Genomic DNA, 21,418 nt, shown 5'->3' with positions numbered 1-21,418 from the left:
GGGCTTGCTTCAGTCACCCCAATCCACACCAAAGCCCTTTTACCCATAGACGTGTGCGAGCCTCACCGCGGGTCATACTTGTAAGACTTTCGTACGCCTGCCGGCGCCCGAAACCCTTCGACGAAGCCGCCATTCTCCGCTCGTCGCTTGAATGACGGCTTGCGGCAAGAGCAGCCGCTTGAGGCTACTTCGAATATCATTTTTAGTAGACTGAAGTTGGTCTCACTGCCACTAGCGGCACCGCCGACATGGCATCATCCGTGCCGACGCTAAAACGCGCCTCTTCGTCGACCATCATCTGGGGCATGATCCTATAGCCATAGCCGGCAAAGATGCCGCCGACCAAAGAGTCTAGCTCCCTGCCCGAACTTATCGTTGGATGGTCACTAGGCATTCCCTCGTTTGTGCCGCGTCACCCAATAAACGGCCAACAGGCCCACGACAGCCGATGCGAGCGAGGCAAGAAGAATTCCCAGCTTCGCCGCAACCAGCAGCGTCGAAGGATAAGCGAGGTTCGCAATGAAAAAGGACATAGTGAAGCCTATCCCGGTCAATAAGCTGCTGGCTGTAAGGAAAGACCAGTTCAGGCCTGCTCCGAGCGTTGCAAGGTCCGAACGCAGCGCCAGCCAGCTGAAGAGCAGAACGCCTATGGGCTTGCCGAAGACCAGCGCGACAAAGATCGCGACTGTGACAGGTTGGATGTCGGACGTCGAAAACGCGACCCCCGCATTGGCCAGGGCGAAGAGAGGCATGATCGCGAACCCCACCCAGGGGTGCAGCATCATGTCCAACCGCTCCAACGGCGATAGGGACTCACTGATAGCTCGGCCCGCTTCTACAAGTTCGCGGCGATCTGATGTGTCGCCACTCCACTCATGATCGCGCGGTTCCAGGACGTTCCCGAGGATGGCGCGCAGACGCGGCACACCCACCCAGATTCGCGCCGGGGTCATTAGCCCGAGTATGACACCGGCGATCGTCGCGTGGATGCCGGAGGCGTCAAGGCACAGCCAAAACGCGGCTCCGAAGAAAAAGTATATCGGGATGCTTCGGATGCCCAGACGAGCGGCGATGACGATTACACTCAGGACCATAAACGCAAGACCGATTGCGACGAAATTCAAGGCGTTTCCGTAACCAATCGCCACGACCAGGATGGCGCCGATGTCATCAAAGATCGCCAAGGCTATGAGAAACAGGCGCAAGCTGTGGGGAACGCGCGAACCAAAGAGCGCAAGTCCCCCGATGACGAACGCCGTATCGGTCGCCATCACCGTTCCCCAGCCGTGCGTGCCGGCTTTTCCGGCCAGAATCGCAATGTAGATCGAAGCAGGCACCATCATGCCGCCCAGCGCAGCTGCGAAAGGAAGGACCGCCGTTCGCAGGTTTCGCAATTCGCCCAGAGCGAACTCGCGCTTCATCTCCAGGGACACCACGAAGAAAAAGAAGGTCATCAATCCGTCGTTGATCCAGTGCCCCGTTGAACGGGGAAAGTCCAACGAGCCGATCTGCAGGCCGATCTGCATCTCCCAGAAGGCCAGGAATTGCCCAGACCAAGTCGTATTCGCGACGCTCAATGCGACTATCGTAGCGACCAGCAACAATCCCCCGGCTGCGGCCTCGACCCTGAGGAACTGCGTGAACGGCTTTGTTATTCGGTCGGCAAACTCGTGCGGCAGGCCTGGATTTGCGGGATCGATCATCTCGCCCTCTTCAAACTGCGGCCTAAGGGTTGTAGTATTCAGGAACGGCATGCCTGCATGCCGTGATCGCCGGTCACAGGATGCTAACGTACAAGCGATTGATCTCCTCCGATTTTTGGTGGCTCAATTTAGCGGCTTTCGAACCCCCTGTCCGGGTTTTCGCTGAGCAGCCTGTCCTCTTCGCTGGGTATCCTCTCATTTTGAAGAGCGGCCATGTCCGCAATGATGCGCGTTCGTTCGCGACATGCTTCGCGTTGTTCGGCGGCAAGGGCCACGGCGCCCCATGCGTTGGCCGCTTTCTCGGCCACGCGGCGGATGTTCTCCAACACCGCATTGGTCGCGCGATCGCGCTGGACATTCTCCTGCATCCGGCAAAAGGTCGATGAAAGCTCCATGGAACGTCCTTTCAAAAGCTTCGATGCCTTGGTGGCCAAGATCAGGAGGGTTTCCCGTCACGTCTGGCCTGAGCAATTGCGTCGCTCAGCTTCGAGTAGCGATAATCCTTGTAACGATACTGATCGACCGGAACGCGAGTGATCTCGTAATGAGCCATCTGCTCGGCCGCAGCGGCTCCCTCCAGTTCAGAAGGATCGTTCATCCTGGTTGCTCCTGCGACTGAACACTGGCCCACGCTGCTTCAAGCTTGGCCTTTTGCTGGCGAAGGACGCGTGAGCGATGTGCATAGGTGTTGTAACGCGTCCCTACCCGCCCATCGGCAAAATCGCTGGCCAGCTTGCTTTCCATGCAACGAACCTGAGCTTCGAGCGTCTCGACATCGCTGGCGGAAAGCGCGGGGGTTGCGGTCGGGAACTTCGCTCCGGCGACGTGACCGCCCTCATTCTCCCAATTGTCCTCACGCAGGGATCGCGCGGCGTCACCCTGCGCACCACTGGATTGCGGGATCATGGGAAGATTGAGTGGAAGTTCCGCTCTGTCCGTACTCGTTATGCTACTGGATAAAAAGGACATCGTTCGTCTCCGTCAACGAGCGGGAGCGCGAACTGTCTCTCGGCCGCATTCGAGCCCTGGGCATTTGGAGTGCGGTAACTTCGATATGGGGTGTGCAAAGGCGAAATACCATAGGCGGAGAGCCCATTTGGCAAGATACGCTCTTATCCACTGCGCATGGCTGGTCAGCGCAGTTCGACTTCCACGCTCATATGGTCCAGCATTTTCGCTGGCCCCGCATAGCTGCCGCTGACCGGTGCGATCTGGTGCATGGCGCGACCGGTCGCGACAGGCACAAGGTTGAAACCACCAACGCTGCGGTTGGTTGGGTCGAAGGTGATCCAGCCAGCACCGGGTACAAAGACCTCCGCCCAGGCGTGCGTGGACCCGGCCGCATCCTGGCCGACGAGGGTTTCCGCCCGGTTGTCGAGATAGCCCGAGACGATCCGCGCGCCGAAGCCGAGGCTGCGCGCCGCCTCGACGAAAAGCACCGCGAAATCGCGGCAGGATCCCCCGCCGCGATTCAGCGTCTCCACGGGGGACTGGGTGCCTTCATCGTCTCGCGCCTGATAGGCGATCCAGCTGGGAACACCCGCGCTCAGGTCCTTGAGCAGGGCCAGCGTGTCGGTCGGGTTCCCGCGCACGAACCCTTGCGCCCAGTCGTGCAGCCGGTGGTTCGCGTCCGGATACTGCATGACGGCCAGGCTGCCGAGGTCCGTCCATTCGTCGTCGCTGTATCGAAACGGATAGGCGATCGCCGACGCGGAAATGGCGAACACCGGCCACGCCACCGCGCCGACGCGGAGAACCGACCGGCTTTCGATGACCAGGCGGTCGGTGATGGATGGAAAGATCGCCGTCGCAACCGCATTGCCCGCCACGTCACGCGCCCAGGAAATGCCGGCATCGGGCGTGATGTCTAGATCGAAGGACGCAAGGTCGATGTCATGCCCTTCGCGCGGGCGCAGCATCAGCCGGTGGGGACCAAGTTGCACCGGCTGCCGGTAATAATAGGACGTGCGATGCCGGATGGTGAGCGTGCTCAAAGGACTTCAACGCCGGCGCCGCATCGCCGCGACAGCCCCATGGATGAGAAGCTCAGCGTAGCGATCCGCGGCGGATCAGGTTGACGATCGCGAGCAGTACGATGGCCCCGGCGAGCGAGACCAGGAACGTCGTGACGGTGAGCGGCGCGTTGTTGATGTCGCCCTTGGCGAAAATCAGGCCGCCGATGAAGGAGCCGACGATGCCCACCACGATATTGAGGATGATGCCCTGCTGGCCGTCCGTGCGCATGATCACGCTGGCGAGCCAGCCGATCACGCCGCCGACGATGAGCCACATGATAATTCCCATAATCATTCTCCTGTGATCCAGAAGACGATCGGGCCTTATCGACATATCGCAACCGGAATTATGCGAACGGTCGATCCGATATAATCGTTCCACAACCCGTTAAATATTTAACATATGAAATATTTATCCTAATATTTGTCACGGTTGTCAGATGTAAGCAGATATTTATGCAAATATTGAAGGGATGGACGCAACGATATCCACTTTTGATCGTTGTCAGATAGCTCCAAGCGATACCTGTCCATCTTGGAAGGTGCGCTTCCTGCCAAAGAGCGGGCGTGGCTTTTCTACCGGCATGACCGGTGGGATTGCGCCTGCAAGGAACACTACCATGAAACTGACAATGATCTCCCTCCTGCTCGGCACGGCGATGCTCGCCGTCCCCGCAGTCACCTCCGCCCAGTCCGCCACACCTGCCATGACCGGCAGCTATTCCAGCGTGAATGTAGGCGTCGGGCCGGTCCATGGCCTTGATGCTCCGGCCTTCTCGGCTGCCGCATCCGATGCCAACCAGTTTCAGATCGCGGCAAGCCGGCTCAGCCTCGCACGCTCACAGCGCAGCGATGTAAAGGCCTATGCCCAGCGCATCATCTCGGAGTCGCAAACCTCCCAGCAGACGCTGCTCGCCTCGCTGAACAACGATCAGCGCAAGATCGCCAAGCCCACCACGCGCTTGTCGGCCGAGCGCGCCTCGATGCTCAAAATGCTTCGCGGCACGCCGCGCAGTTCGTTCGACAACCTGTACCTCACCCAGTCCGCCCAGGTTCAGCAGGGCAATTGGGCCACGTACAAGGGATATGCCGAAGATGGCGCCGACCAGTCGTTGAAACAGGTCGCCGGCAATGGCGTGCACATCATCGAGCAGCAGCTGCAGCAGGGCGGCGCGCTGCTGCCTTCGGCGCTCTCGGGAAACTGACCGTCACAACGGGCCGGGAGATGCAGATCTCCCGGCTCCTGACGCTATCGGAAAGGATACGGACATGAACGACCAGCATGACATCTCGGTTCTGAACGGACTGATCACCACGACCCTCGACAGCCTGAAAGGCTTCGAGGACGCCGCCGAAGACGCGAAGAGCACGCGCTTTGCGACGCTGTTCACCAGTTTCGTCCATGATCGCGGACAGATCGTCGCTACCCTGCAGGCGGAAGTGCGCAACCTTGGTGGAGAGCCGGAGGATAGCTCCAGCCTCCTGGGCGCGGCGCATCGCAGCTTCATGGACCTCAAGCAGGCCCTCACCGGCAAGAACGACAAGGCGATCATCGACGAAGTCGAACGCGGCGAGGATCATATCAAGGCGAAGTTCGAAAAGGCGTCGAAGGACGCCGAGCTTCAACCCGCGACGCGTGACGTCATTCGCGACGCTTTCGTGTCGGTGAAGGCCGGGCACGACCAGATGCGCGATTTGAAGCACAGCCTTGCCTGAGAATGCATTTCCGGGGGCGGCGGCCGCATGGGCTTGCCGCCCCTTTTTATTACCGAAAGGAGCCAGGCCATGGCCACCAATGCAGAAGCACCGGCCGCGCCTGTGGGCGCTGTTGTCCTGACCTCCGCCGACGACATTCGCGGCAAGGCCGTCCTGGGCCGCGATGGCGACAAGCTGGGCACGATCGCCAAGCTAATTCTGGATGAACGGACCGGACAGCTCGCCTATGTCATCGTGTCCACCGGGGGATTTCTCGGATTGGGGCAGAGCTATCACCCCATTCCCTGGTCGGCGTTTCACTACAGCGAGACGGAGGGCGGATATGTGGCGGCCATAGACAAGCGCCTGCTGGAAGGCGCGCCCAGCTTCCGGCCGGATTCGGCGCCCGTGTTCGACGAAACCTATGGTCGGCGCGTGATCGACTATTATGGGACAGCGCCGGCAACCAATGGCTGATCCGGACCGGCCTTGTCCGGGTTCAGGGACGGCGACATCTGCCCGGCGTCGAATAGATGCCGGGCTTGCGCGCAATCGTGCTATGATGCGGTTTCGAGTTCATGCGCTCCTCAAAGAAGCGCGCTGTTCGCGATTGCCGGATACAGCCCTCATCACCGCGGGCTTTCTGGTTTCCCCGGAAAGGGGGCCTTCATCATGAATCCGCCCGTCCACCCTGATGTCGCTTACGGCCTCGCGCTGGCGATTCTGACATCTTCCGCCGCGCCCGCGTTGTTGCTCGACGGGGACTTCACCGTCATCGCCGGAAGCACATCCTTTTACCGCGCTTTCGGTCTCGATCCGTCGCGTGTCAGCGGGCAGTCGGTGTTTGCGCTCGGCGCGGGGGAGTGGAACGTACCCCAGCTTCGTTCGCTGCTCGGCGCTACCCTCTCGGGCCATGCCAGGATCGAAGCCTACGAAATGGATCTCAAGGGTGAGGCGCCGCCGCGGCGCCTCGTTCTGGGCGCCCAGAAGCTCGACTATGGCGAGGCGGATCATGTCCGCCTGCTCCTGACCATTTCCGACGTCACCGAAGCCCGGCTCAGCGTGAAGCTCAAGGATGACTTGCTCCGCGAGAAGGCGATCCTGCTCCAGGAGCTTCAGCACCGCGTTGCCAACAGCCTCCAGATCATTGCGAGCGTGCTCATGCAGAGCGCGCGCCGGGTGCAATCGGACGAAGCGCGCGGGCATCTCCACGATGCGCACAATCGGGTGATGTCGATCGCGACGTTGCAGCAGCAACTCGCGGCATCAAGGTTGGGCGAGGTAGAACTGCGTGAATATCTGACCCAGTTGTGCAAAAGCCTGGGCGCCTCGATGATCCACGATCATGACAAGGTGTTGATCGTGGTCACCGCCGACGGCACTAGCGTGAATGCCGACATCTCGGTCAGCCTGGGGCTGATCGTCACCGAGCTGGTCATCAATGCACTCAAGCATGCGTTTCCCGGAGGGCGCGATGGCAGGATTCTCGTCGATTATCACATGCACGATGTCGGCTGGACCTTGTCGGTCAGCGACAACGGCATTGGCACGCCCGAGACGCTGGCCGATGCGAAGCCGGGCCTGGGCACCAGCATCGTCGAAGCTTTGGCCAGTCAGTTGCATGCGACCGTTGAGACCGAGGGTGGATACCCAGGGACGACCGTTTCGGTTACGCATACAAAATCTCCATCGTCCTAAGACAGCCCTCGCAACGCAGGTTGAGATCGCACAACATGAGATCACCTACGGCAAGCCGGCCCTGTTCGATGACACGTTGACGTCCCCCGGTTGGAGGTGAAGCCGCGCGGGTGTCGACCGCCGGTCCGACTTGTCAGCGTCGGAAACTCGGACGATTCTTCGCAACCGGACTGAAAGAAGTACTTGGGTGCCTTGCATCAATGGTCTGACACCCCATTCATTGTGCGGTGCGGCAAGATGGTCATAACCACGCCTTCGCAGGCTATCTTCATCCAAGGTGATTGTCATGCGCAAACTCTCCGACACTATAGCACGGCTTGCTTCACTGCGTAATGCGGCCGATATGAGTGCAGTGCCCCGCGGCCGCCTCGAAAGCCTTCCGAATTTCGGCTCGAACCCTGGGGCTCTCCAAGCCCATATCTATGTACCGCCAACTCTCTGCGATGGAGCAGCCCTCGTCGTCGTCATGCATGGTTGTACCCAGACGGCGGCTGGCTACGACGTGGGGGCGGGCTGGTCCGAGATGGCCGATCGGTACGGCTTTGCCCTCCTGTTTCCTGAGCAGCAGCGGCGTAACAACCCGAATCTGTGTTTCAACTGGTTCTCGCCGGAGGACAGCCGCCGTGGTTCCGGCGAGGCGCTTTCGATCCGTAAGATGATCGACGCCGTCGCCGGTGCCCACCCGATCGATCCGGCGCGCATCTTCGTCACAGGCCTCTCCGCGGGAGGGGCGATGGCCTCGGTCATGCTGGCGACCTATCCGGAGGTGTTCGCCGGCGGCGCGATCATCGCCGGCCTGCCCTACGGCTGCGCGAGCACGATCCCGCAAGCTTTTGATCGCATGCGCGGGCACAGCGTCCCGCGTGAAGCGGAGCTTGCGGCGCTGGTTCGCGGCGCCTCCGATCATCCGGGTCCATGGCCTACCCTCTCGATCTGGCATGGCAGCGCGGACCCAACGGTGAACCCCAACAACGCCGACGCCATCATAGCCCAGTGGCGTGCTCTGCATGGGGTCGGTGTCGATCCCGCGCGGACCGAGGCCGTCGATGGATATCCCAGGCGCGTCTGGTGCAACGCCACTGGCCATGAGGTAATCGAGGAATACAGCATCACCGGCATGGGCCATGGTACGCCGCTCGACACAGCGGGCGAGAACGGCTGCGGCAAGAGCGGTGCCTACATGCTCGAAGCCAGCATTTGCTCCACACGACACATCTGCCGATTCTGGGGTTTAGTGGGTAGCGATAAGCATGCTGTTCATGTTAGACCTGCCGAAGCGGCACCTACGAGACAAAGCCTTGCTCTCACATTTGGATCGAACGCGGTGAATGAGACCCCAGGTGCCGGTGTCCCGACGGCGCGCCCGCTGATCGACGTGCCCGCAATCGGCGGAGTGGGCAAAGTAATTGAGGATGCACTTCGGGCAGCCGGGCTCATGCGTTAGCGGCTCACAAAACTCAACGCACGCCATGACCCACTGGATCTGTGACGGTTTCGTGCCGGTCATCCACTCAAGCGGGAACGGGAACGGCTTCAGGGGGTCGCTAGGCGCCGTGGGTCTTCCTGTTTATCGAGCGCCAAAGCGTTCTTCGAGCGGCCACTGTGGCCATCGGAGAACGATCATGGAATCGCCTGAAACTGAACTCACCGCCACCAAGCGCCAGGTCTGGAATGCCGGAAGGGCCGTTGGCGCTAAGCGTGCACTGAAACCGAAGCAGATTTGGGAGATTCGATTTTACCTAAATCAGCGCCGCCGTTTGCGAGATCGAGCGCTGTTCGATCTGGCGATCGACAGCAAACTCAGGGGCTGCGACTTGGTGCAGATGAAGATCGGCGACCTTGTCAGCGGCGGACAAATTCGAACGCGTGCGATCGTGATGCAGCAGAAAACAGGTCGGCCTGTTCAATTCGAGCTGCTTCCAGACGCTAGGGCCAGTCTACTGGCCTGGCTTGAGCGGCGGGGCGGCACGGTGGACGACTATATCTTTCCGAGCAGGGTTGATCATAATGGGCATCTCAGCACCCGACAGTATGCCCGGCTCGTCGATGAATGGGTGACAGGGGTCGGTCTGATGCGAAACGAGTACGGCACGCACTCACTTCGCCGGACGAAGGCATCAATAATCTACCGGGCAACCGGCAACCTTCGCGCCGTCAAGATCCTCCTCGGTCATAGCAAGATCGAGAATACGGTGCGCTATCTCGGGATCGACGTGGAAGACGCGCTCACCTTAGCCGAAAACACCGAAATCTGACTCGATGGCTCCTCGCGTCCCGCGAGGGGCCATTTTAACGCGCTTGGGAAAATTGCTGCCCTTCCCAAGCCGCTTATCGAACGGCAGAGTTGGTCAAAAGCCGTCATCACTGGAAGATCTGCGGAAGTCCGACTTTGGTCGGGTGCTGCCCCCAGCGCTTCGGCGTTGGAACGGCAGCTTTCCGCCGTTTGCATTTTGTAACCTGCCCTTCCGGATCGTCCTCAATCCCCGGCATTCCCGATGGGCCGCTTTTGGCAGATCACCGCCGCGCGCCGGTGTTGGAGGCCGCATTGGGAATGCACCGCTACCTGGCCTCGTCGACCCGATAGAACATGGGATTGCGCATCCATTCTCGGATGGCGGATTCCCGCCAGCCGGTGCAGCGCGTGGCGATGCGGACCTGTCTGGGAAACGTGCCCGCCTGGATCTTGCGGTAGAGGGTGGCGCGGGTCAGGCCGGTGCGATCGAGCACGGCATTGAGACGCAGGATGCGGTCCGGGGGCTGTTCGGTCATGGCGTGGTCTTCCTGTGCTGTGGTTGGTTGTCTTGCTCCTTCGCTGTGAGATTTGCTGGTCTACGGTCGGCGTCAAGAGTGCCGAAAACGGTGCCAAAGCGCTGAATCTACGCCTGATTGCGCCGGCGCCGCCGATTGTACGCTAGGCTGCGAAAAAGAAATTTTGATGGTCGTGCAGATTGTGTCTCAGGCCGTCTCGGCCTGACCGCGCTCTCCTTCCGCTGCGTTCCAGCCGAGCCGGCGGTGCCGTCTCGTCGGCAGAGCCGGTACGATCGCTGACACTTGGCCCGGCCATCTGGCCGGCCCTGTCGGTACGCCTTCAGCTCCCCTCCGGTTGTCGCCGCGCTTATTGGGCGCGCGGCGGTGTTTGCCTCGGCTCCAGGGTGACGGGGGGCGTCACGGCCCTGTAGCCCCGCCGCGACGGGGTGCAACCCGGCCCGCTGCGCGGGGCCGGGTGCTCCACGCTGTTGCGCTCCTTCGGATGCACCCCGCCGCCTGATGCGGGGCTGTCGGTCCGCTCCTGCCGCCCCCTCGCCACCCCGGCGCCGGGCCATGGCGGTTTAAGGAGCTTGAAGATCATGAGCACCGTGAACGCGAATGAACGCCAGTCCCTCTATGCCGAGGTGACGTCCCGGATCATTGCCGAACTCGAAGCCGGGCGCCTGCCCTGGGTGCAGCCATGGGACGCCAGCCGCTGTCCCTGCACGCTGCCCCACAATGCCGGTTCTGGCCGGACCTATTCCGGAATAAATGTTCTCATTCTCTGGACCTCTGCGATCGAGCAGGGCTTTTCCTCGCAGCGCTGGCTGACCTATCGCCAGGCCGAAGCAGCCGGGGGCCATGTCCGGCGCGGCGAGAAGGGCACGGTGGTCTGCTATGCCGATCGCTTCACCCCGCGTGAGGAAGCCGCCAAGGCCAGGGACGAAGACCGCGAAGCGCGCACCGTGGCCTTTCTCAAGCGCTTTACCGTGTTCAACCTCGACCAGTGCGAGGGCCTGCCCGAAGACATGATTGCCCCGGTGGCACCGATTGCGCCCGAACTGGCGATTGCTGGTGCGGATCGCGTGATCCAGGGCAGCGGGGTGACGTTCCGCATCGGCGGCGGGGAAGCCTTCTACTCCCCCACCCATGACGTGGTGCAAGTGCCGCCCCAGGCTGCCTTCCTCGAGCCGATCAACTGGTTCCGCACGGCCCTGCACGAACTCGGTCATGCGACAGGCCACACGTCCCGGCTGGACCGGGACCAGACAGGCAAGTTTGGCTCTGCGTCCTATGCAAAAGAGGAAATGGTGGCGGAAATGGCCAGTGCCTTTGCCTGTGCGGCGCTGGGCATTGTCCCGACCGTGCGGCACGCCGATTACATCGGTGCCTGGCTCGAAGTGCTGTGCGCCGACGAAAAGGCGATCTTCCGCGCGGCCAGTGCAGCGAGCAAGGCGGCCGACTTCCTGCTGGCCTGGGGGGAGGACCGGCCATGAACTCGCCCCTCCCGCCCGAATGGGGTACGCCCGTCCTGCCGACCATATCGCCCCGCGCGTTCTGGCGGCGGGGCCAGCGTGGTTTGCGCCGCATGACCAAGCGCCAGCGGGCGATCTTCGCCGCCGTGCGCTTCGAGGGCGCCAGCTATGGCGAGCTGGCCCAGTACCATGGCATAAGTGTTGAGGCGGTGCAGGCCGAACTGGCCAAGGCCCTCTCCACCCTGGCCCGCGCGGTCTATGGGCACTGGTGGCAGCGCTGGTGGCCGTGGTGAAAATTCAGGCCGCCCGATGGCTAGCCATTGGGCGGCACCGTTGTGTGGGTCCCATCAGGTAAAGTCGTCGACGGAATAGAACATCGGGTTCTGCAGCCACTGGTCGAGCGCACTGCGGCGCCAGCCCACGCAGCGCGTGGCAATGCGCGACTGCTTGGGGAAGGTCCCATCCTGGACCTTGCGATAGAGCGTCGCGCGCGAGAGCCCGGTTTCCTTGAGCACCTGGGGCAGACGCACGAACGAATTGGGCGAGGCGGTATTCATGTGGCACATCCTTCCAGTTTGATGGGTTGGATTGGCCGGCCACGAGTAGAATTGGGGCGTTACGGGAAAAGCGCAAGCGCCTGAGAATTCAGGGAATGTGGCATCTGCCGCGAGCACGCAGCCCGGTATACCGAAGCGCACCGGCACGATCTCGCACGAACACCAAAAAAATTTTGCGCGCAGGGGCTGCGCGGTTGGCAAAACCGCCGAGGTCAGCGGCATCACGAGATCTACTGCTCGCAACCGATCTTGCCGCGCGAATCAGCCTCGCGCGGCGAGACCGATCAGGACGGCGCCCGGCGCTGCTTGCGTCGGCCGTGCCCGGTCACCTCGGCGACATGGTCCACCAGCGCGGTAATGATGTCGCGAACCTCGCGGGCGGCAAAGCCTCCGGTGTCAGGCTTGATGCCGTGCGCCCGACTGAGGTCGTTCCATTTCCAGTAGGGCGAGAGCACATCCATCAGCCGCTGGGTGTCCGTGTCCTCGTAGCCGAAGCCAGTGGCGTTGGCGTAGGCCAGGGAACGATCGACATGGAGGCCGATGTACTTGGCGCACCACGCGTCTGGGAAACCCACGTCGAGCAGATGCGACGACATCGCCAGCTGCGCGACGATGCCGGCCGAGTAGAACAGATAGGCAGTGTCATCGGCCATGGGCGAGGCCAGCGACCCCATGAACTCGCCCGCGCGCTGATAACGGTCCAGGCTTAGCGCTCGGCCTTCGCGCGTGCGTAGGAGCCGGACGGGTTGAGCATCATAACGCCGCCACAGCGCACCGAGTTCAGAATTCTCGCTCGGCAAGTTGATGATGGCTGCGCCAAGCGCGGGGGCGCCAAGGTGGGATGAAGTAGCAGGAACGATCGTGTCCATATGTACCTCCGGTCCGCGTCAGAAGCGGGGAGCGGAAGGGCTCAGGTCATCACGCGGACTGACCCCGAGCTCCCGCACGTTTGCGCGCGGGAGCCGCCGGAGCTGGTAACATGCCAATGACATGCGCCGCCGCCTTTAACCCGAAGGTTTGGACATGCGCGGCGGCACCCCGGAAAACCATGTTTTCCGAGTTGAGCCATTGGCGGGATTACCAGTCCCGGCGCCGCCTTTTGCGCAGCGCGTTCCCACGATACCAGACGCCAATCCGCGCGCCAAGTTTTTGCGTGAATTATGGAAAAGCGGGTCTGCTCCGTCCGCTTTGGGCGACGAAAGTAGGAAGCTCTCGACCGGCCAGCCCATTGTCAAAGCTGCGGGCGGGCAGACGTTCTCAAGCCCTGCGCGTCTCGCCGGCCCCATCGCTCAGCGCATTGGAAATCTTCGCCGCGAATTGACGGGAGCCCTGCGGTCCGCAGTTGCACCGGCAGTCACAAGACGTGTCGCGTAACCTGTGACTGCCGGTACAGCAAAAGCTTTAGCAGATAGCGCGCGTCTGTGAATTGGTTTCCTCCGAAGTGGTGACACCGGGAAGAGATCAGCGGAGCAGTCTAGGAGAGCAATCCGTTTGTCGCCCGATCGAACGACGACGTCTCCAAACAGCCGTGTTGTCTGTTGATTAGAATCGGTTCGGCGCCCCTGTTATAAGACAGCCAAAGGTTACGGTACGGGATGGTGATTTGAGCAAGCAGGATCCTGCCTGACGTTTGGCTGACATTCAGCAAGCCGTGCGGGCGTCAGCACTTCTATCTGCCGCCAACGTGCCGCTGCATTATAGGATGTGCCGACACGAAGTGGCTACTTGCTTGGCGCGGCCGTTCAGTCGGCCGCCGCCTGACTTTCTCCAATCGCATCGATGAGCATCGCGGCCAGCGCCTCTTCCGCCCTTGCGCATGCCGCCGGATCCTTGGCGGCCAGATCGTTGCGAAGCCACTGCGGTGCGCGTTCGATCACGCCGAGAATGCGGGTCTTGGTCTTGTCGTCCATGCCTTCTCCATGACGGCGTGGCTGGCGCGGGGCAATGCGCTGGCGATGGACGGTGGAAGCGGTGTTGCCGGTTGCTCAAACTTCGTCGCCGGCATCGGCAAATGCCCGCTGTCCCCGCCGCCGCCACAGCGTGAGTTGGGTGCCAGTCTCGTCAGAACGCAGCTTTGCCGCCGCCTCGATCAACAGGCCGAGAATGACGGCGCGATCATCATCGGTCAGCTCAACGAGTCCCGCCTTGGCGATCAGCCCGCCGAGTTCGATCAATTGCCGCGTGCGCTCTCGCCGCTTCACCTGCCACGCCCTTGTGTCATGGCGCGCCTGTTGCAGGGCCAGGCGATGGCGGGCGCTGGTCGTGCAGCGCTTCTGGTTGCGCGTTGTCGCCAGCGCGTTGGCCAGACGTGTGTTCGGTCCGCTCGCCAGAAAAGAACGCGGCGCCGCGTATGCGCCATCCCTCCCGTCGTTGCGGATCAGAGATGGCGACGATCGAGAGCAACGCGCCCGCCAGTTCCTCGATGGTCAGTGCGTCGGCGCCAGTTGCCTCGACCAGTTCGCCGAGTTGGCTCTGCTTGCGTGCTTTCAGTTGCTTGGCTTTGGCGGTGAGAGCTTTGAGGTCCTCATCATAGTTGCGGGGCTTGCGCATGTCTGGTGTCCTGTGACGGCGGTCTGTTGCGCCGTGCGGCCTCCCAGTTATCGGCCTTGACGATCAATGCCAATTCCCTGAAACCTCATGGGATTCTGCCGTCCCGAGAATGATGAAATCTTTTGAGGGCGCGCTTATACGTCGTGCCGACGTGCGCTTTTAGGCGTATCTGAAGAGTAGGGATGAAGCGCTCCATCACTTTACAGTGACGAGTCTCTTCATCCCTCTCGCCGAACCGGACGTGCAAGTTTCCCTGCATCCGGCTCTCCATGCTCGCGCGCTTGGACACGCGAGGGTGGCCGTCAACCCCAATTGAGGCGACCAAATGCGTCCCAGAAGCCCTTCATGCTCTCGCGTTGATCGCGCCTCTGGACCGCATTCCATCCGTTCGGTTTCTCGATGCTGCGGTGTGGGTATCGCATTGTCCCTCCTTCCCGGAGGATGCGCAGCCGTTTGGACCCATCGGCCCATCGCAGCCGTTGCCCCCGAGCGTTGGTGGTGAAGCGATGTCGCAGCGTTCGCCACGACGTCTTTCGGTGCTTCTTCCGAAGCCAACGCCCTACGCGCTCCCATATCCATCTATCGAGCCGGGAGAAATCCCGACAGGCCAGTGTGGCGTAACGGTAGTAGTTCCGCCACCCAAGCAGGATAGGGTTGAGCTTGTCGACGACATAGGCGAGGGGGCGTCCGGTCGGGATGCTCTTCACCATGACCTTGAGCCTGTGGCGCAGATCGGTCAGCTTGCCCTTCGGGATGAAGAGATTGCCGACCAGACGCCCTGTGCGGAGCGCCTTGGTCTGCGCCACCCGATAGCCGAGGAAGTCGAAGCCTTCCCTGACGTCGGTGACCCGGGTCTTTTCCATCGACAGCTCCATGCGAAGCTCCGTTTTCAGGAACTCCGCCAGCGCGGCCTTTTCCGCTTCCGCATCCTCCCGCGTGCCTTCCACGAGAACGACGAAGTCGTCCGCGTATCTGACCAGATAGTAGGTCGGCTTGCCCTTCTTGCGATCGAGCAGCCGGCGGGCCGCCGCCCGCTTACCCGGTTCACGAGGATGGATGGACCATCGTCCGTACCGCTCGTCGAGTGCCGTCAGATAAATGTTCGACAGCATCGGCGAGATGATCCCGCCTTGCGGCGAGCCGGTGACGGGATGACGAAGAGTCCCTTCGACCATGATGCCCGCTTTCAGGAATGCGTGGATCAGCCTCAGCACCTTGCGGTCGCTGATGCGCCGTCGCACGCGCCCCATCATGACGTGGTGGTCGATTGCGGTGAAGCAGCCCTTGATGTCGCCCTCGACGACGAACCGGTAGACGGAGGATCCACGGCTCGACGGATGAAGACATTTCTGGATGCGTTCCAGAGCATCATGGGTGCTGCGTCCCCTCCGGAACCCGTAGGAGGTCGGATAGAAGTCCGCCTCGAAGACGGGTTCCAGAATCAGCTTCAAAGCCATTTGCACCACACGATCGATCAGCGTGGGTATGCCGAGTGGCCGGAACTGCCCCGGTTTGCCGGGCTTTGGGATGAGCCGTTGCCTGACTGGTTGCGGGACATAGGTTCCGTTGCGCAGCGCCTCGCGTATTTCATCGAGGAGCCTTGCGGCGCCACCGGCGCGCTGCTCGACCGAGCGCCGCGTCATTCCATCCGTTCCCGGTGTCCGGCTGCCGCTATTGCGGGCGAGCTTTTGCCAGGCTTCGGACAGGGTTCTGCGGTCGCATACGAGATTGAACAGATCGTCGAAGACCCTGTGTGGGTCTTCGTTACTCCACCGATACAGCTTGCGCTGCATGTCGAGGACGAACGCGGTATTCACCGCGCCGGGCATATGCCCGCCTCCTGCTTGCATGCCGTATCCACTGCCTTCCTTCGCCATGTAAACGGCTTTCTCGTCCTCAGACTACTACGAAGGCTCCGCCCCTCTTCACCACGGTCGCTGGTCGCTTCAGCCATCCGGCGTCCGAAAGCGCCGGAAGTGATGACAAGGTTCTCAGGTTCCCCCAATGATCTCTCGCTTGCTGTAGGCACCGACTATACCCCGTGTGAAATCCGGCCCCGGCACCACGCAAACCCATGCCGGGGCTGGCGCGCGGCGAGCCGCGTGCCTCCAGTCCACATTCGACCACTGCGGACCAACGCTTCACCGGTCAGCGGCTTGCGCCGCCGACCGACCCGCCCACTTCCGAGTCGGCGAGTTCCATATTCTGACGAGGCGTCCGCCATCGGTTCGGTTGCCCTTGCCATGGCAAGCTCGCTGGCCGGACCGCTCACGGGATCGGAAGTTCCCGCCCGTCCGGCTTTGACGGGTTCTGCTGATTTATGGCTCCCCGGAAGCACCCGGTTCACCTCACCCATCTGCTTGTCGTCGCGTGCTGCGTCACATGACGCGCGGGGCATCTCACCCCACGAGATCATCAGGAGCATGAAGTTGAAGAACCTCCTTTCTTTCAACGTCAGAACCTGACGCACGGTGCGTCGCCATGGCGATCTACCACTTCTCGGCCAAAGTCATTTCTCGCGGTGCCGGCTCGAGCGCCGTGGCCGCCGCTGCCTATCGCTCGGCCGATCGGCTCTATGATCAGCGGCTCGACCGGCACCACGATTTCTCCAACAAGACCGGCGTCGTACACAGCGAAGTCATGTTGCCCGAAGGCGCGCCGGAAGAATGGCGCAACCGGGAGAAGCTGTGGAACGAGGTCGAAGCGGTGGAGGTGCGCAAGGACGCGCAACTGGCCCGCGAGATCGAGTTCGCCATTCCGCGTGAGATGAGCCAGGCCGATGGCATCGCACTGGCGCGGGACTTTGTGCAAAAGGAATTCGTCGGCCGGGGCATGGTTGCCGATCTCAATGTGCACTGGGATGTCGGACCCGACGGCCTCGCGAAGCCCCATGCCCATGTGATGCTGAGCATGCGCGAAGTTGGATCGGATGGCTTCGGCGCCAAAGTGCGCGAGTGGAACAAGACCGAGCTGCTCACCCACTGGCGCGAAGCCTGGGCCGAGCACGTTAATGGCCGGCTGGCCCAGCTCGATATCGACGCGCGGATCGATCATCGCAGTCTGGAGGCCCAGGGCATTGACCTGGAGCCTCAGAACAAGATCGGTCCGGCCGCGGCGCGCATGGCGCAGGAAGGCCTGGTCCGCGAGCGGCTGGAAGAGCATTTTGCCATCGCCCGGAGCAATGGCGAGAAGATCTTCGAAAACCCCGGCATCGCGCTCGATGCCATCACCCACCAGCAGGCGACATTCACGGCACGAGACCTTGCCACCTTCGTGCACCGCCACAGCGAGGGGAAGGACCAGTTCGACGCCGTGCTGGCGGCGGTGCGAGGCTCGCCCGATCTTGTCCGACTGGGTCCTGACGGACGCGGCGAGGAGCGCTTCACCTCGCGCGCCATGCTCGATACCGAACAGCGGTTGGAACGTGCGACGGCCAAGCTCGACGCGCAGTGGCATCATGCCGTCCCTGACCGCCATCTCGCCGCCGCGCTGGACCGCGCCGAAGCGCGTGGCCTGGTGCTGTCGGTCGAGCAGCGCCATGCGCTCGAGCATGTCACCAGGCGTGGGGGTCTTGCCAGCGTCATCGGCTATGCCGGCACTGGCAAGAGCGCGATGCTTGGCGTGGCGCGCGAGGCCTGGGAGAAAGCCGGCTACGAGGTGCGCGGCATTGCCCTGTCCGGCATTGCCGCCGAGAACCTGGAAAACGGCTCGGGCATTGCCTCGCGCACGATCGCCAGTCTCGAGCATCAATGGGCGCAGGGACGCGAGACCCTGAGGCCCAATTCCATTCTCGTGATCGACGAGGCCGGGATGATCGGCACGCGCCAGATGGAACGCGTGATCAGCGAAGCGGAGAAGCAAGGCGCCAAGGTCGTGCTGGTTGGTGATCCGCAGCAGCTCCAGGCGATTGAAGCGGGCGCTGCCTTCCGCAGCATGGCCGAGCAGTATGGCGCCGTCGAGATTACCGAAGTGCGCCGGCAGGCCGAGGAATGGCAGCGCGAGGCCACGCGGCACTTGGCCACGGGAAGGACTGGCGAGGCCATCAAGGCCTATCATGCCGCTGGGCTGGTGGTCGAATCACCCACCCGCGAATCGGCACGCGATGCCTTGATCGCGCGCTGGGATGCCGATCGGCAGGCCCATCCCGAGGCCAGCCGGCTTATTCTCACCCACACCAATGCAGAATGCGATGAACTGAATGCGCAGGCCCGGGATCGCCTGCGCGATCATGGCACACTGGGTGCCGATGTGGCGGTCGAGACCAACCGCGGCACCCGCTTGTTTGCCGACCAGGACCGCATCATGTTCCTGCGCAACGAACGCGAACTGGGTGTGAAGAATGGTATGTTGGGCACCATCGAGCGGGTTGATCGCACCGGCATGGCCGTGCGGCTCGACGATGGCCGCACTGTGGCGTTTGACCACAAGGACTATGCCGACCTCACCCACGGCTACGCCGCCACGGTGCACAAGTCGCAAGGCGCCACGCTCGACCGGGTCCATGTTCTGGCAACGCCAGGGCTCGATCGCCATGGCGCCTATGTCGCGCTCTCACGGCATCGTGATCATGTCGAGCTGCATTACGCCAAGGCTGACTATGCTGACCGTGAGCGGCTGGCCGAGCGCATGTCGCGGGACCGGTCCAAGGACATGGCGCGCGACTACACTGGCCAGGAACAGGACCGCAAAGCCGAGCCGGCCTTACAGCGACCAGCCGGCACAGAACAAACTGAACGCAAGCAGGGACGCTTTGCTGGGCTGCGGCTCAGCGTGCCCAGCTTTGCCAGACCGTCGGTCCAGGACCAGCAGGCGACCCACGAACACACCAAGCCCGCTCTGGCAGCAGCGCATCACATCCAGACCAGGCCCAGCCTCGACCAGGCGGTCGAGCGCTATGCCCGCGCCACGGCGGAGATCGACCGCATGACCGGACAGCAGCTCCCCGCGCTCGAATACCAGAAGGCCGCGCAGGCCCGTGCGGCTCAGGCGCTAGATGCGCTGCCTGGCGGCAGCGCGCGCGATCTCGACACCGCGTTCCAGCGCAATCCTGGCCTCATGGCTGAGGCCGCCGCCGGCCGCATCGGCAGTGCCATCCGTGCTATGAAACTCGAAGCCGAAATCCGCGCCAATCCCGAACTGCGCGCCGACCGCTTCGTCGAGTCCTGGCAGCAGTTGCAGGCCCAGCGTGGCAGTCTCAGCGGCTCCAGCAACCGTGAGGCACGCCAGCAGGTGGAAGGCCAGATGCGCGCCATGGCCAAGGGCTTGGAGAAGGACCACGAACTGGGCAATGCACTCAGCAAGCGCGGCAGCCAGCTGATCGGCAAACAGTGGTCGCGGGAATGGTCGCCGGGCGTCAGTGGCCATGACATTACCGAAGCGGCCAGAACCAGGTCCATCGCCCAGCAACTGACCCATTCGCTTGAGCGTGGGCGTGACCGGGGGCTGGGCCTGTGACTGACGCTGCCGCCACTCGCACAAACTCCCAGGCCGACCTCGACCGCCCCGAAGTGGCCTTCGAGGCGATGACGCACAAGCTGGCCGTTCTCATCGCCGCTGTCGAAGGCTTTGCGGCGCGGCAGCAGGAACTGCACAGCCGGGACTACACCGAGGACCTGGCTCGTATCCATGCGCGCCAGGACGCAGCAAACCACGCTATCAAGACGCTGGCCAGCAGGCCCGCGCTGCAACTGACGCCGGAGGCCATTGCCGGCCAGATCCATCACGCGACGGCCAAAGCCAGTGAGGTTGAACGACAGCACTTCGGCGCTGCGCGGATTGACCTGGATCGCACCGTCCTCACGATCAACAAGATCGTGCAATCCATCCTGAGGGGGCTTCAGCAACTGCGCTGGCTGGGTATCGCAGCGGCAGCAGGTGTGATCGCCGGCTTCTTGCTGGGCTGGGTTGTTCCGGATTTCATCGACAAAGCGGTACCTGAAAGCTGGCACTGGCCGGAGGAGCGTGCGGCCAGCCTTCTCCAGCGTGATGGCTGGGCAGCTGGGGAGCGGATGTTGCAGGTGTCCGATCCGCAGCGGTGGCAGGCCTTGCGGGAAGCCGCTAGCGTTTGGGCGAGCAATGCCAAAGCGTTGGAGGATTGCAAGAAGCGTGCAGCGAAGGTGCGAAAGGGCGTGAGCTGCTCGATCTCGGTAGTGATCCCCATAAGCCAGCCCAAGGTCGGTTATGCCCGGTGACGGAGCACACTTCGTGGCTTCCTTAGCCTAATTATGGCTGAAATTTGATAGGGTCCGACTGAGACCTCGATCCGAAATTTGCTAAGCAATACGCTTATTTTATAATCTAGTTATCTTTTCAAAGAGATGGCCTGGATCATGGCATGGACTGATACGGCTGGGGAAGACCATAGCCGGAAAGCGCTGCGTTATTCATCCGACATGAAGGATCGGGAATGGGATTTGCTGGCGCCCTCTATCCCGCCGGCCAGGACGGACGGTCGCCGCCGCACGACGGACATGCGCCATGTGGTCAATGCGTTGGTCTATCTGGCGTCAGCCGGTTCCGCGTGGCGTTTGCTGCCCAAATGCTACGCGCCGGTTTCGACGGTCGGGCGGTATTTTTACGCCTGGCGCAACGCCGGTCTGTTCGAGACCATCAACACGCTGTCGGTCATGAGCCTGCTCGAGACCGGTGGTCGCGAGCCCTCGCGCAGCGCGGGGGTGATCGACAGTCAGATTGTCAAAACCACCTATTCCGGGGGACATAGCGGCTATGATGCGGGTAAAAAATCAACGGCTGCAAGCTTCACATCCTCACCGACACCTCTGGATTCCTGATTTCCGTTCTGGTCCAAACGGCTGATATTCAGGATCGTGACGGGGCTGTCGATGTGCTTAAGGCGGTGCCTGGTCGCTTCCCGTCATCGAACGTGTCGTGGTGGTGATGCGCCGGGGACAAGCTGAAGACGGCGCTGGAGCCCATGGGCGACTGACCAATCCAGATCATCAAGCGCTAGCCCGTCT

At 62.2% G+C, this 21,418-nt stretch carries 23 protein-coding genes and 1 pseudogene; 11 read left to right on the top strand and 13 right to left on the bottom strand.

Translation table 11 applies throughout. The features are described from left to right. Nucleotides 1-386 precede the first annotated feature (386 nt). The 6 genes from nhaA to IP65_RS19925 form a co-directional block, all read right to left on the bottom strand. On the bottom strand, nt 387-1,703 hold the full coding sequence (nhaA, locus tag IP65_RS19940; protein WP_156306780.1) for a Na+/H+ antiporter NhaA: 1,317 nt from the start codon (nt 1,701-1,703) through the stop codon (nt 387-389). A gap of 128 nt (nt 1,704-1,831) precedes the next feature. Continuing rightward, entirely contained in the window at nt 1,832-2,137 is a 306-nt protein-coding gene (locus IP65_RS19935) for a hypothetical protein (RefSeq protein WP_148291587.1), read from the bottom strand. Nucleotides 2,138-2,139: 2 nt separating this feature from the next. After that, nucleotides 2,140-2,301: a hypothetical protein gene (locus tag IP65_RS21555; protein ID WP_156306778.1), complete on the bottom strand. Its 162-nt coding sequence runs from the start codon at nt 2,299-2,301 to the stop codon at nt 2,140-2,142. Continuing rightward, complete coding sequence (locus IP65_RS21550; protein ID WP_022674598.1) at nt 2,298-2,609, bottom strand: hypothetical protein; 312 nt, start codon at nt 2,607-2,609, stop codon at nt 2,298-2,300. Before IP65_RS21550 ends, IP65_RS21555 begins: the two co-directional genes overlap by 4 nt. 227 nt (nt 2,610-2,836) lie before the next feature. Then, nucleotides 2,837-3,697 carry a transglutaminase family protein gene (locus tag IP65_RS19930; protein WP_054132795.1) on the bottom strand — a complete coding sequence of 287 codons (861 nt, stop codon included), beginning with the start codon at nt 3,695-3,697 and terminating at the stop codon, nt 2,837-2,839. A 52-nt stretch (nt 3,698-3,749) separates the two neighbouring features. Continuing rightward, a complete protein-coding gene (locus IP65_RS19925) occupies nt 3,750-4,007 on the bottom strand; it encodes a GlsB/YeaQ/YmgE family stress response membrane protein (RefSeq protein WP_028657400.1) in 258 nt (85 codons plus the stop codon). A 331-nt stretch (nt 4,008-4,338) separates the two neighbouring features. On the opposite strand from IP65_RS19925, the gene IP65_RS19920 reads away from it, so the two are divergent. The 6 genes from IP65_RS19920 to IP65_RS19895 all read left to right on the top strand — a co-directional run bounded on the left by IP65_RS19920 (nt 4,339) and on the right by IP65_RS19895 (nt 9,366). Continuing rightward, nucleotides 4,339-4,923: a DUF4142 domain-containing protein gene (locus IP65_RS19920; RefSeq protein ID WP_054132794.1), complete on the top strand. Its 585-nt coding sequence runs from the start codon at nt 4,339-4,341 to the stop codon at nt 4,921-4,923. Nucleotides 4,924-4,987: 64 nt separating this feature from the next. After that, a complete protein-coding gene (locus IP65_RS19915) occupies nt 4,988-5,434 on the top strand; it encodes a PA2169 family four-helix-bundle protein (protein ID WP_022674602.1) in 447 nt (148 codons plus the stop codon). Between the two features lie 69 nt (nt 5,435-5,503). Then, entirely contained in the window at nt 5,504-5,890 is a 387-nt protein-coding gene (locus IP65_RS19910) for a PRC-barrel domain-containing protein (protein ID WP_169042211.1), read from the top strand. Between the two features lie 195 nt (nt 5,891-6,085). Next, nucleotides 6,086-7,111, top strand: a complete 1,026-nt coding sequence (locus tag IP65_RS19905; RefSeq protein ID WP_171793583.1) for a sensor histidine kinase — start codon at nt 6,086-6,088, stop codon at nt 7,109-7,111. Between the two features lie 286 nt (nt 7,112-7,397). Next, nucleotides 7,398-8,555: a PHB depolymerase family esterase gene (locus IP65_RS19900; protein WP_054132792.1), complete on the top strand. Its 1,158-nt coding sequence runs from the start codon at nt 7,398-7,400 to the stop codon at nt 8,553-8,555. A 178-nt stretch (nt 8,556-8,733) separates the two neighbouring features. Further along, nucleotides 8,734-9,366, top strand: a complete 633-nt coding sequence (locus IP65_RS19895) for a tyrosine-type recombinase/integrase (protein ID WP_054132791.1) — start codon at nt 8,734-8,736, stop codon at nt 9,364-9,366. A gap of 304 nt (nt 9,367-9,670) precedes the next feature. On the opposite strand, the gene IP65_RS19890 is transcribed toward IP65_RS19895, so the two are convergent. Beyond that, nucleotides 9,671-9,880, bottom strand: coding sequence for an AlpA family transcriptional regulator (locus IP65_RS19890; RefSeq protein ID WP_054132790.1), 210 nt, complete (start codon nt 9,878-9,880; stop codon nt 9,671-9,673). Between the two features lie 578 nt (nt 9,881-10,458). Between IP65_RS19890 and IP65_RS19885 the strand changes: the two genes are divergently transcribed. Both IP65_RS19885 and IP65_RS19880 read left to right on the top strand, forming a co-directional pair. After that, entirely contained in the window at nt 10,459-11,355 is an 897-nt protein-coding gene (locus tag IP65_RS19885) for an ArdC family protein (protein WP_054132803.1), read from the top strand. Beyond that, nucleotides 11,352-11,627 carry a sigma factor-like helix-turn-helix DNA-binding protein gene (locus tag IP65_RS19880; RefSeq protein WP_054132789.1) on the top strand — a complete coding sequence of 92 codons (276 nt, stop codon included), beginning with the start codon at nt 11,352-11,354 and terminating at the stop codon, nt 11,625-11,627. The genes IP65_RS19885 and IP65_RS19880 overlap by 4 nt, the downstream gene beginning before the upstream one ends. Nucleotides 11,628-11,681: 54 nt before the next feature. Here IP65_RS19880 and IP65_RS19875 read toward each other — a convergent pair whose 3' ends face one another. The 6 genes from IP65_RS19875 to ltrA form a co-directional block, all read right to left on the bottom strand. Then, nucleotides 11,682-11,891 (bottom strand): AlpA family transcriptional regulator, encoded by a 210-nt coding sequence (locus IP65_RS19875; RefSeq protein WP_054132788.1) that lies wholly within the window; start codon nt 11,889-11,891, stop codon nt 11,682-11,684. Nucleotides 11,892-12,175: 284 nt separating this feature from the next. Next, complete coding sequence (locus IP65_RS19870) at nt 12,176-12,760, bottom strand: hypothetical protein (RefSeq protein ID WP_054132787.1); 585 nt, start codon at nt 12,758-12,760, stop codon at nt 12,176-12,178. An 873-nt stretch (nt 12,761-13,633) separates the two neighbouring features. Further along, nucleotides 13,634-13,801, bottom strand: a complete 168-nt coding sequence (locus IP65_RS21815; RefSeq protein ID WP_169042295.1) for a hypothetical protein — start codon at nt 13,799-13,801, stop codon at nt 13,634-13,636. A 75-nt stretch (nt 13,802-13,876) separates the two neighbouring features. Then, nucleotides 13,877-14,092, bottom strand: a complete 216-nt coding sequence (locus IP65_RS19865; RefSeq protein ID WP_054132786.1) for a conjugal transfer protein TraD — start codon at nt 14,090-14,092, stop codon at nt 13,877-13,879. A 16-nt stretch (nt 14,093-14,108) separates the two neighbouring features. Next, a complete protein-coding gene (locus IP65_RS19860) occupies nt 14,109-14,441 on the bottom strand; it encodes a conjugal transfer protein TraD (RefSeq protein ID WP_054132785.1) in 333 nt (110 codons plus the stop codon). Between the two features lie 302 nt (nt 14,442-14,743). Further along, on the bottom strand, nt 14,744-16,270 hold the full coding sequence (gene ltrA, locus IP65_RS19855; protein WP_082350280.1) for a group II intron reverse transcriptase/maturase: 1,527 nt from the start codon (nt 16,268-16,270) through the stop codon (nt 14,744-14,746). A 652-nt stretch (nt 16,271-16,922) separates the two neighbouring features. On the opposite strand from ltrA, the gene traA reads away from it, so the two are divergent. The 3 genes and pseudogenes from traA to IP65_RS19840 all read left to right on the top strand — a co-directional run. Further along, nucleotides 16,923-19,895 (top strand): Ti-type conjugative transfer relaxase TraA, encoded by a 2,973-nt coding sequence (gene traA / locus IP65_RS19850; protein ID WP_054132784.1) that lies wholly within the window; start codon nt 16,923-16,925, stop codon nt 19,893-19,895. Then, nucleotides 19,892-20,632 (top strand): DUF6118 family protein, encoded by a 741-nt coding sequence (locus tag IP65_RS19845; RefSeq protein ID WP_054132783.1) that lies wholly within the window; start codon nt 19,892-19,894, stop codon nt 20,630-20,632. The genes traA and IP65_RS19845 overlap by 4 nt, the downstream gene beginning before the upstream one ends. Nucleotides 20,633-20,767: 135 nt before the next feature. Further along, nucleotides 20,768-21,381: pseudogene (locus IP65_RS19840) on the top strand (IS5 family transposase); the annotation flags it as partial. Nucleotides 21,382-21,418: the final 37 nt, after the last annotated feature.

This window comes from Novosphingobium sp. AAP1 (genome assembly GCF_001295765.1).
Lineage (GTDB): Bacteria > Pseudomonadota > Alphaproteobacteria > Sphingomonadales > Sphingomonadaceae > Novosphingobium > Novosphingobium capsulatum.
The sequence above is the reverse complement of the archived record's forward strand: the minus strand, read 5'-3'. Positions and strand labels throughout refer to the sequence as shown.

What these genes read in the sequence shown, in the direction of transcription:
- IP65_RS19890 (WP_054132790.1), bottom strand. Translation starts at nt 9,880, where the DNA reads ATGACCGAACAGCCCCCGGACCGCATCCTGCGTCTCAATGCCGTGCTC.
- IP65_RS19885 (WP_054132803.1), top strand. Translation starts at nt 10,459, where the DNA reads ATGAGCACCGTGAACGCGAATGAACGCCAGTCCCTCTATGCCGAGGTG.
- IP65_RS19920 (WP_054132794.1), top strand. Translation starts at nt 4,339, where the DNA reads ATGAAACTGACAATGATCTCCCTCCTGCTCGGCACGGCGATGCTCGCC.
- IP65_RS19910 (WP_169042211.1), top strand. Translation starts at nt 5,504, where the DNA reads ATGGCCACCAATGCAGAAGCACCGGCCGCGCCTGTGGGCGCTGTTGTC.
- IP65_RS19900 (WP_054132792.1), top strand. Translation starts at nt 7,398, where the DNA reads ATGCGCAAACTCTCCGACACTATAGCACGGCTTGCTTCACTGCGTAAT.
- IP65_RS19860 (WP_054132785.1), bottom strand. Translation starts at nt 14,441, where the DNA reads ATGCGCAAGCCCCGCAACTATGATGAGGACCTCAAAGCTCTCACCGCC.
- IP65_RS19895 (WP_054132791.1), top strand. Translation starts at nt 8,734, where the DNA reads ATGGAATCGCCTGAAACTGAACTCACCGCCACCAAGCGCCAGGTCTGG.
- IP65_RS19905 (WP_171793583.1), top strand. Translation starts at nt 6,086, where the DNA reads ATGAATCCGCCCGTCCACCCTGATGTCGCTTACGGCCTCGCGCTGGCG.
- IP65_RS19870 (WP_054132787.1), bottom strand. Translation starts at nt 12,760, where the DNA reads ATGGACACGATCGTTCCTGCTACTTCATCCCACCTTGGCGCCCCCGCG.
- nhaA (WP_156306780.1), bottom strand. Translation starts at nt 1,703, where the DNA reads ATGATCGATCCCGCAAATCCAGGCCTGCCGCACGAGTTTGCCGACCGA.
- IP65_RS19925 (WP_028657400.1), bottom strand. Translation starts at nt 4,007, where the DNA reads ATGGGAATTATCATGTGGCTCATCGTCGGCGGCGTGATCGGCTGGCTC.
- IP65_RS19915 (WP_022674602.1), top strand. Translation starts at nt 4,988, where the DNA reads ATGAACGACCAGCATGACATCTCGGTTCTGAACGGACTGATCACCACG.
- IP65_RS19880 (WP_054132789.1), top strand. Translation starts at nt 11,352, where the DNA reads ATGAACTCGCCCCTCCCGCCCGAATGGGGTACGCCCGTCCTGCCGACC.
- ltrA (WP_082350280.1), bottom strand. Translation starts at nt 16,270, where the DNA reads ATGCCCGGCGCGGTGAATACCGCGTTCGTCCTCGACATGCAGCGCAAG.
- IP65_RS21550 (WP_022674598.1), bottom strand. Translation starts at nt 2,609, where the DNA reads ATGATCCCGCAATCCAGTGGTGCGCAGGGTGACGCCGCGCGATCCCTG.
- IP65_RS19875 (WP_054132788.1), bottom strand. Translation starts at nt 11,891, where the DNA reads ATGAATACCGCCTCGCCCAATTCGTTCGTGCGTCTGCCCCAGGTGCTC.
- traA (WP_054132784.1), top strand. Translation starts at nt 16,923, where the DNA reads ATGGCGATCTACCACTTCTCGGCCAAAGTCATTTCTCGCGGTGCCGGC.
- IP65_RS21815 (WP_169042295.1), bottom strand. Translation starts at nt 13,801, where the DNA reads ATGGACGACAAGACCAAGACCCGCATTCTCGGCGTGATCGAACGCGCA.
- IP65_RS21555 (WP_156306778.1), bottom strand. Translation starts at nt 2,301, where the DNA reads ATGAACGATCCTTCTGAACTGGAGGGAGCCGCTGCGGCCGAGCAGATG.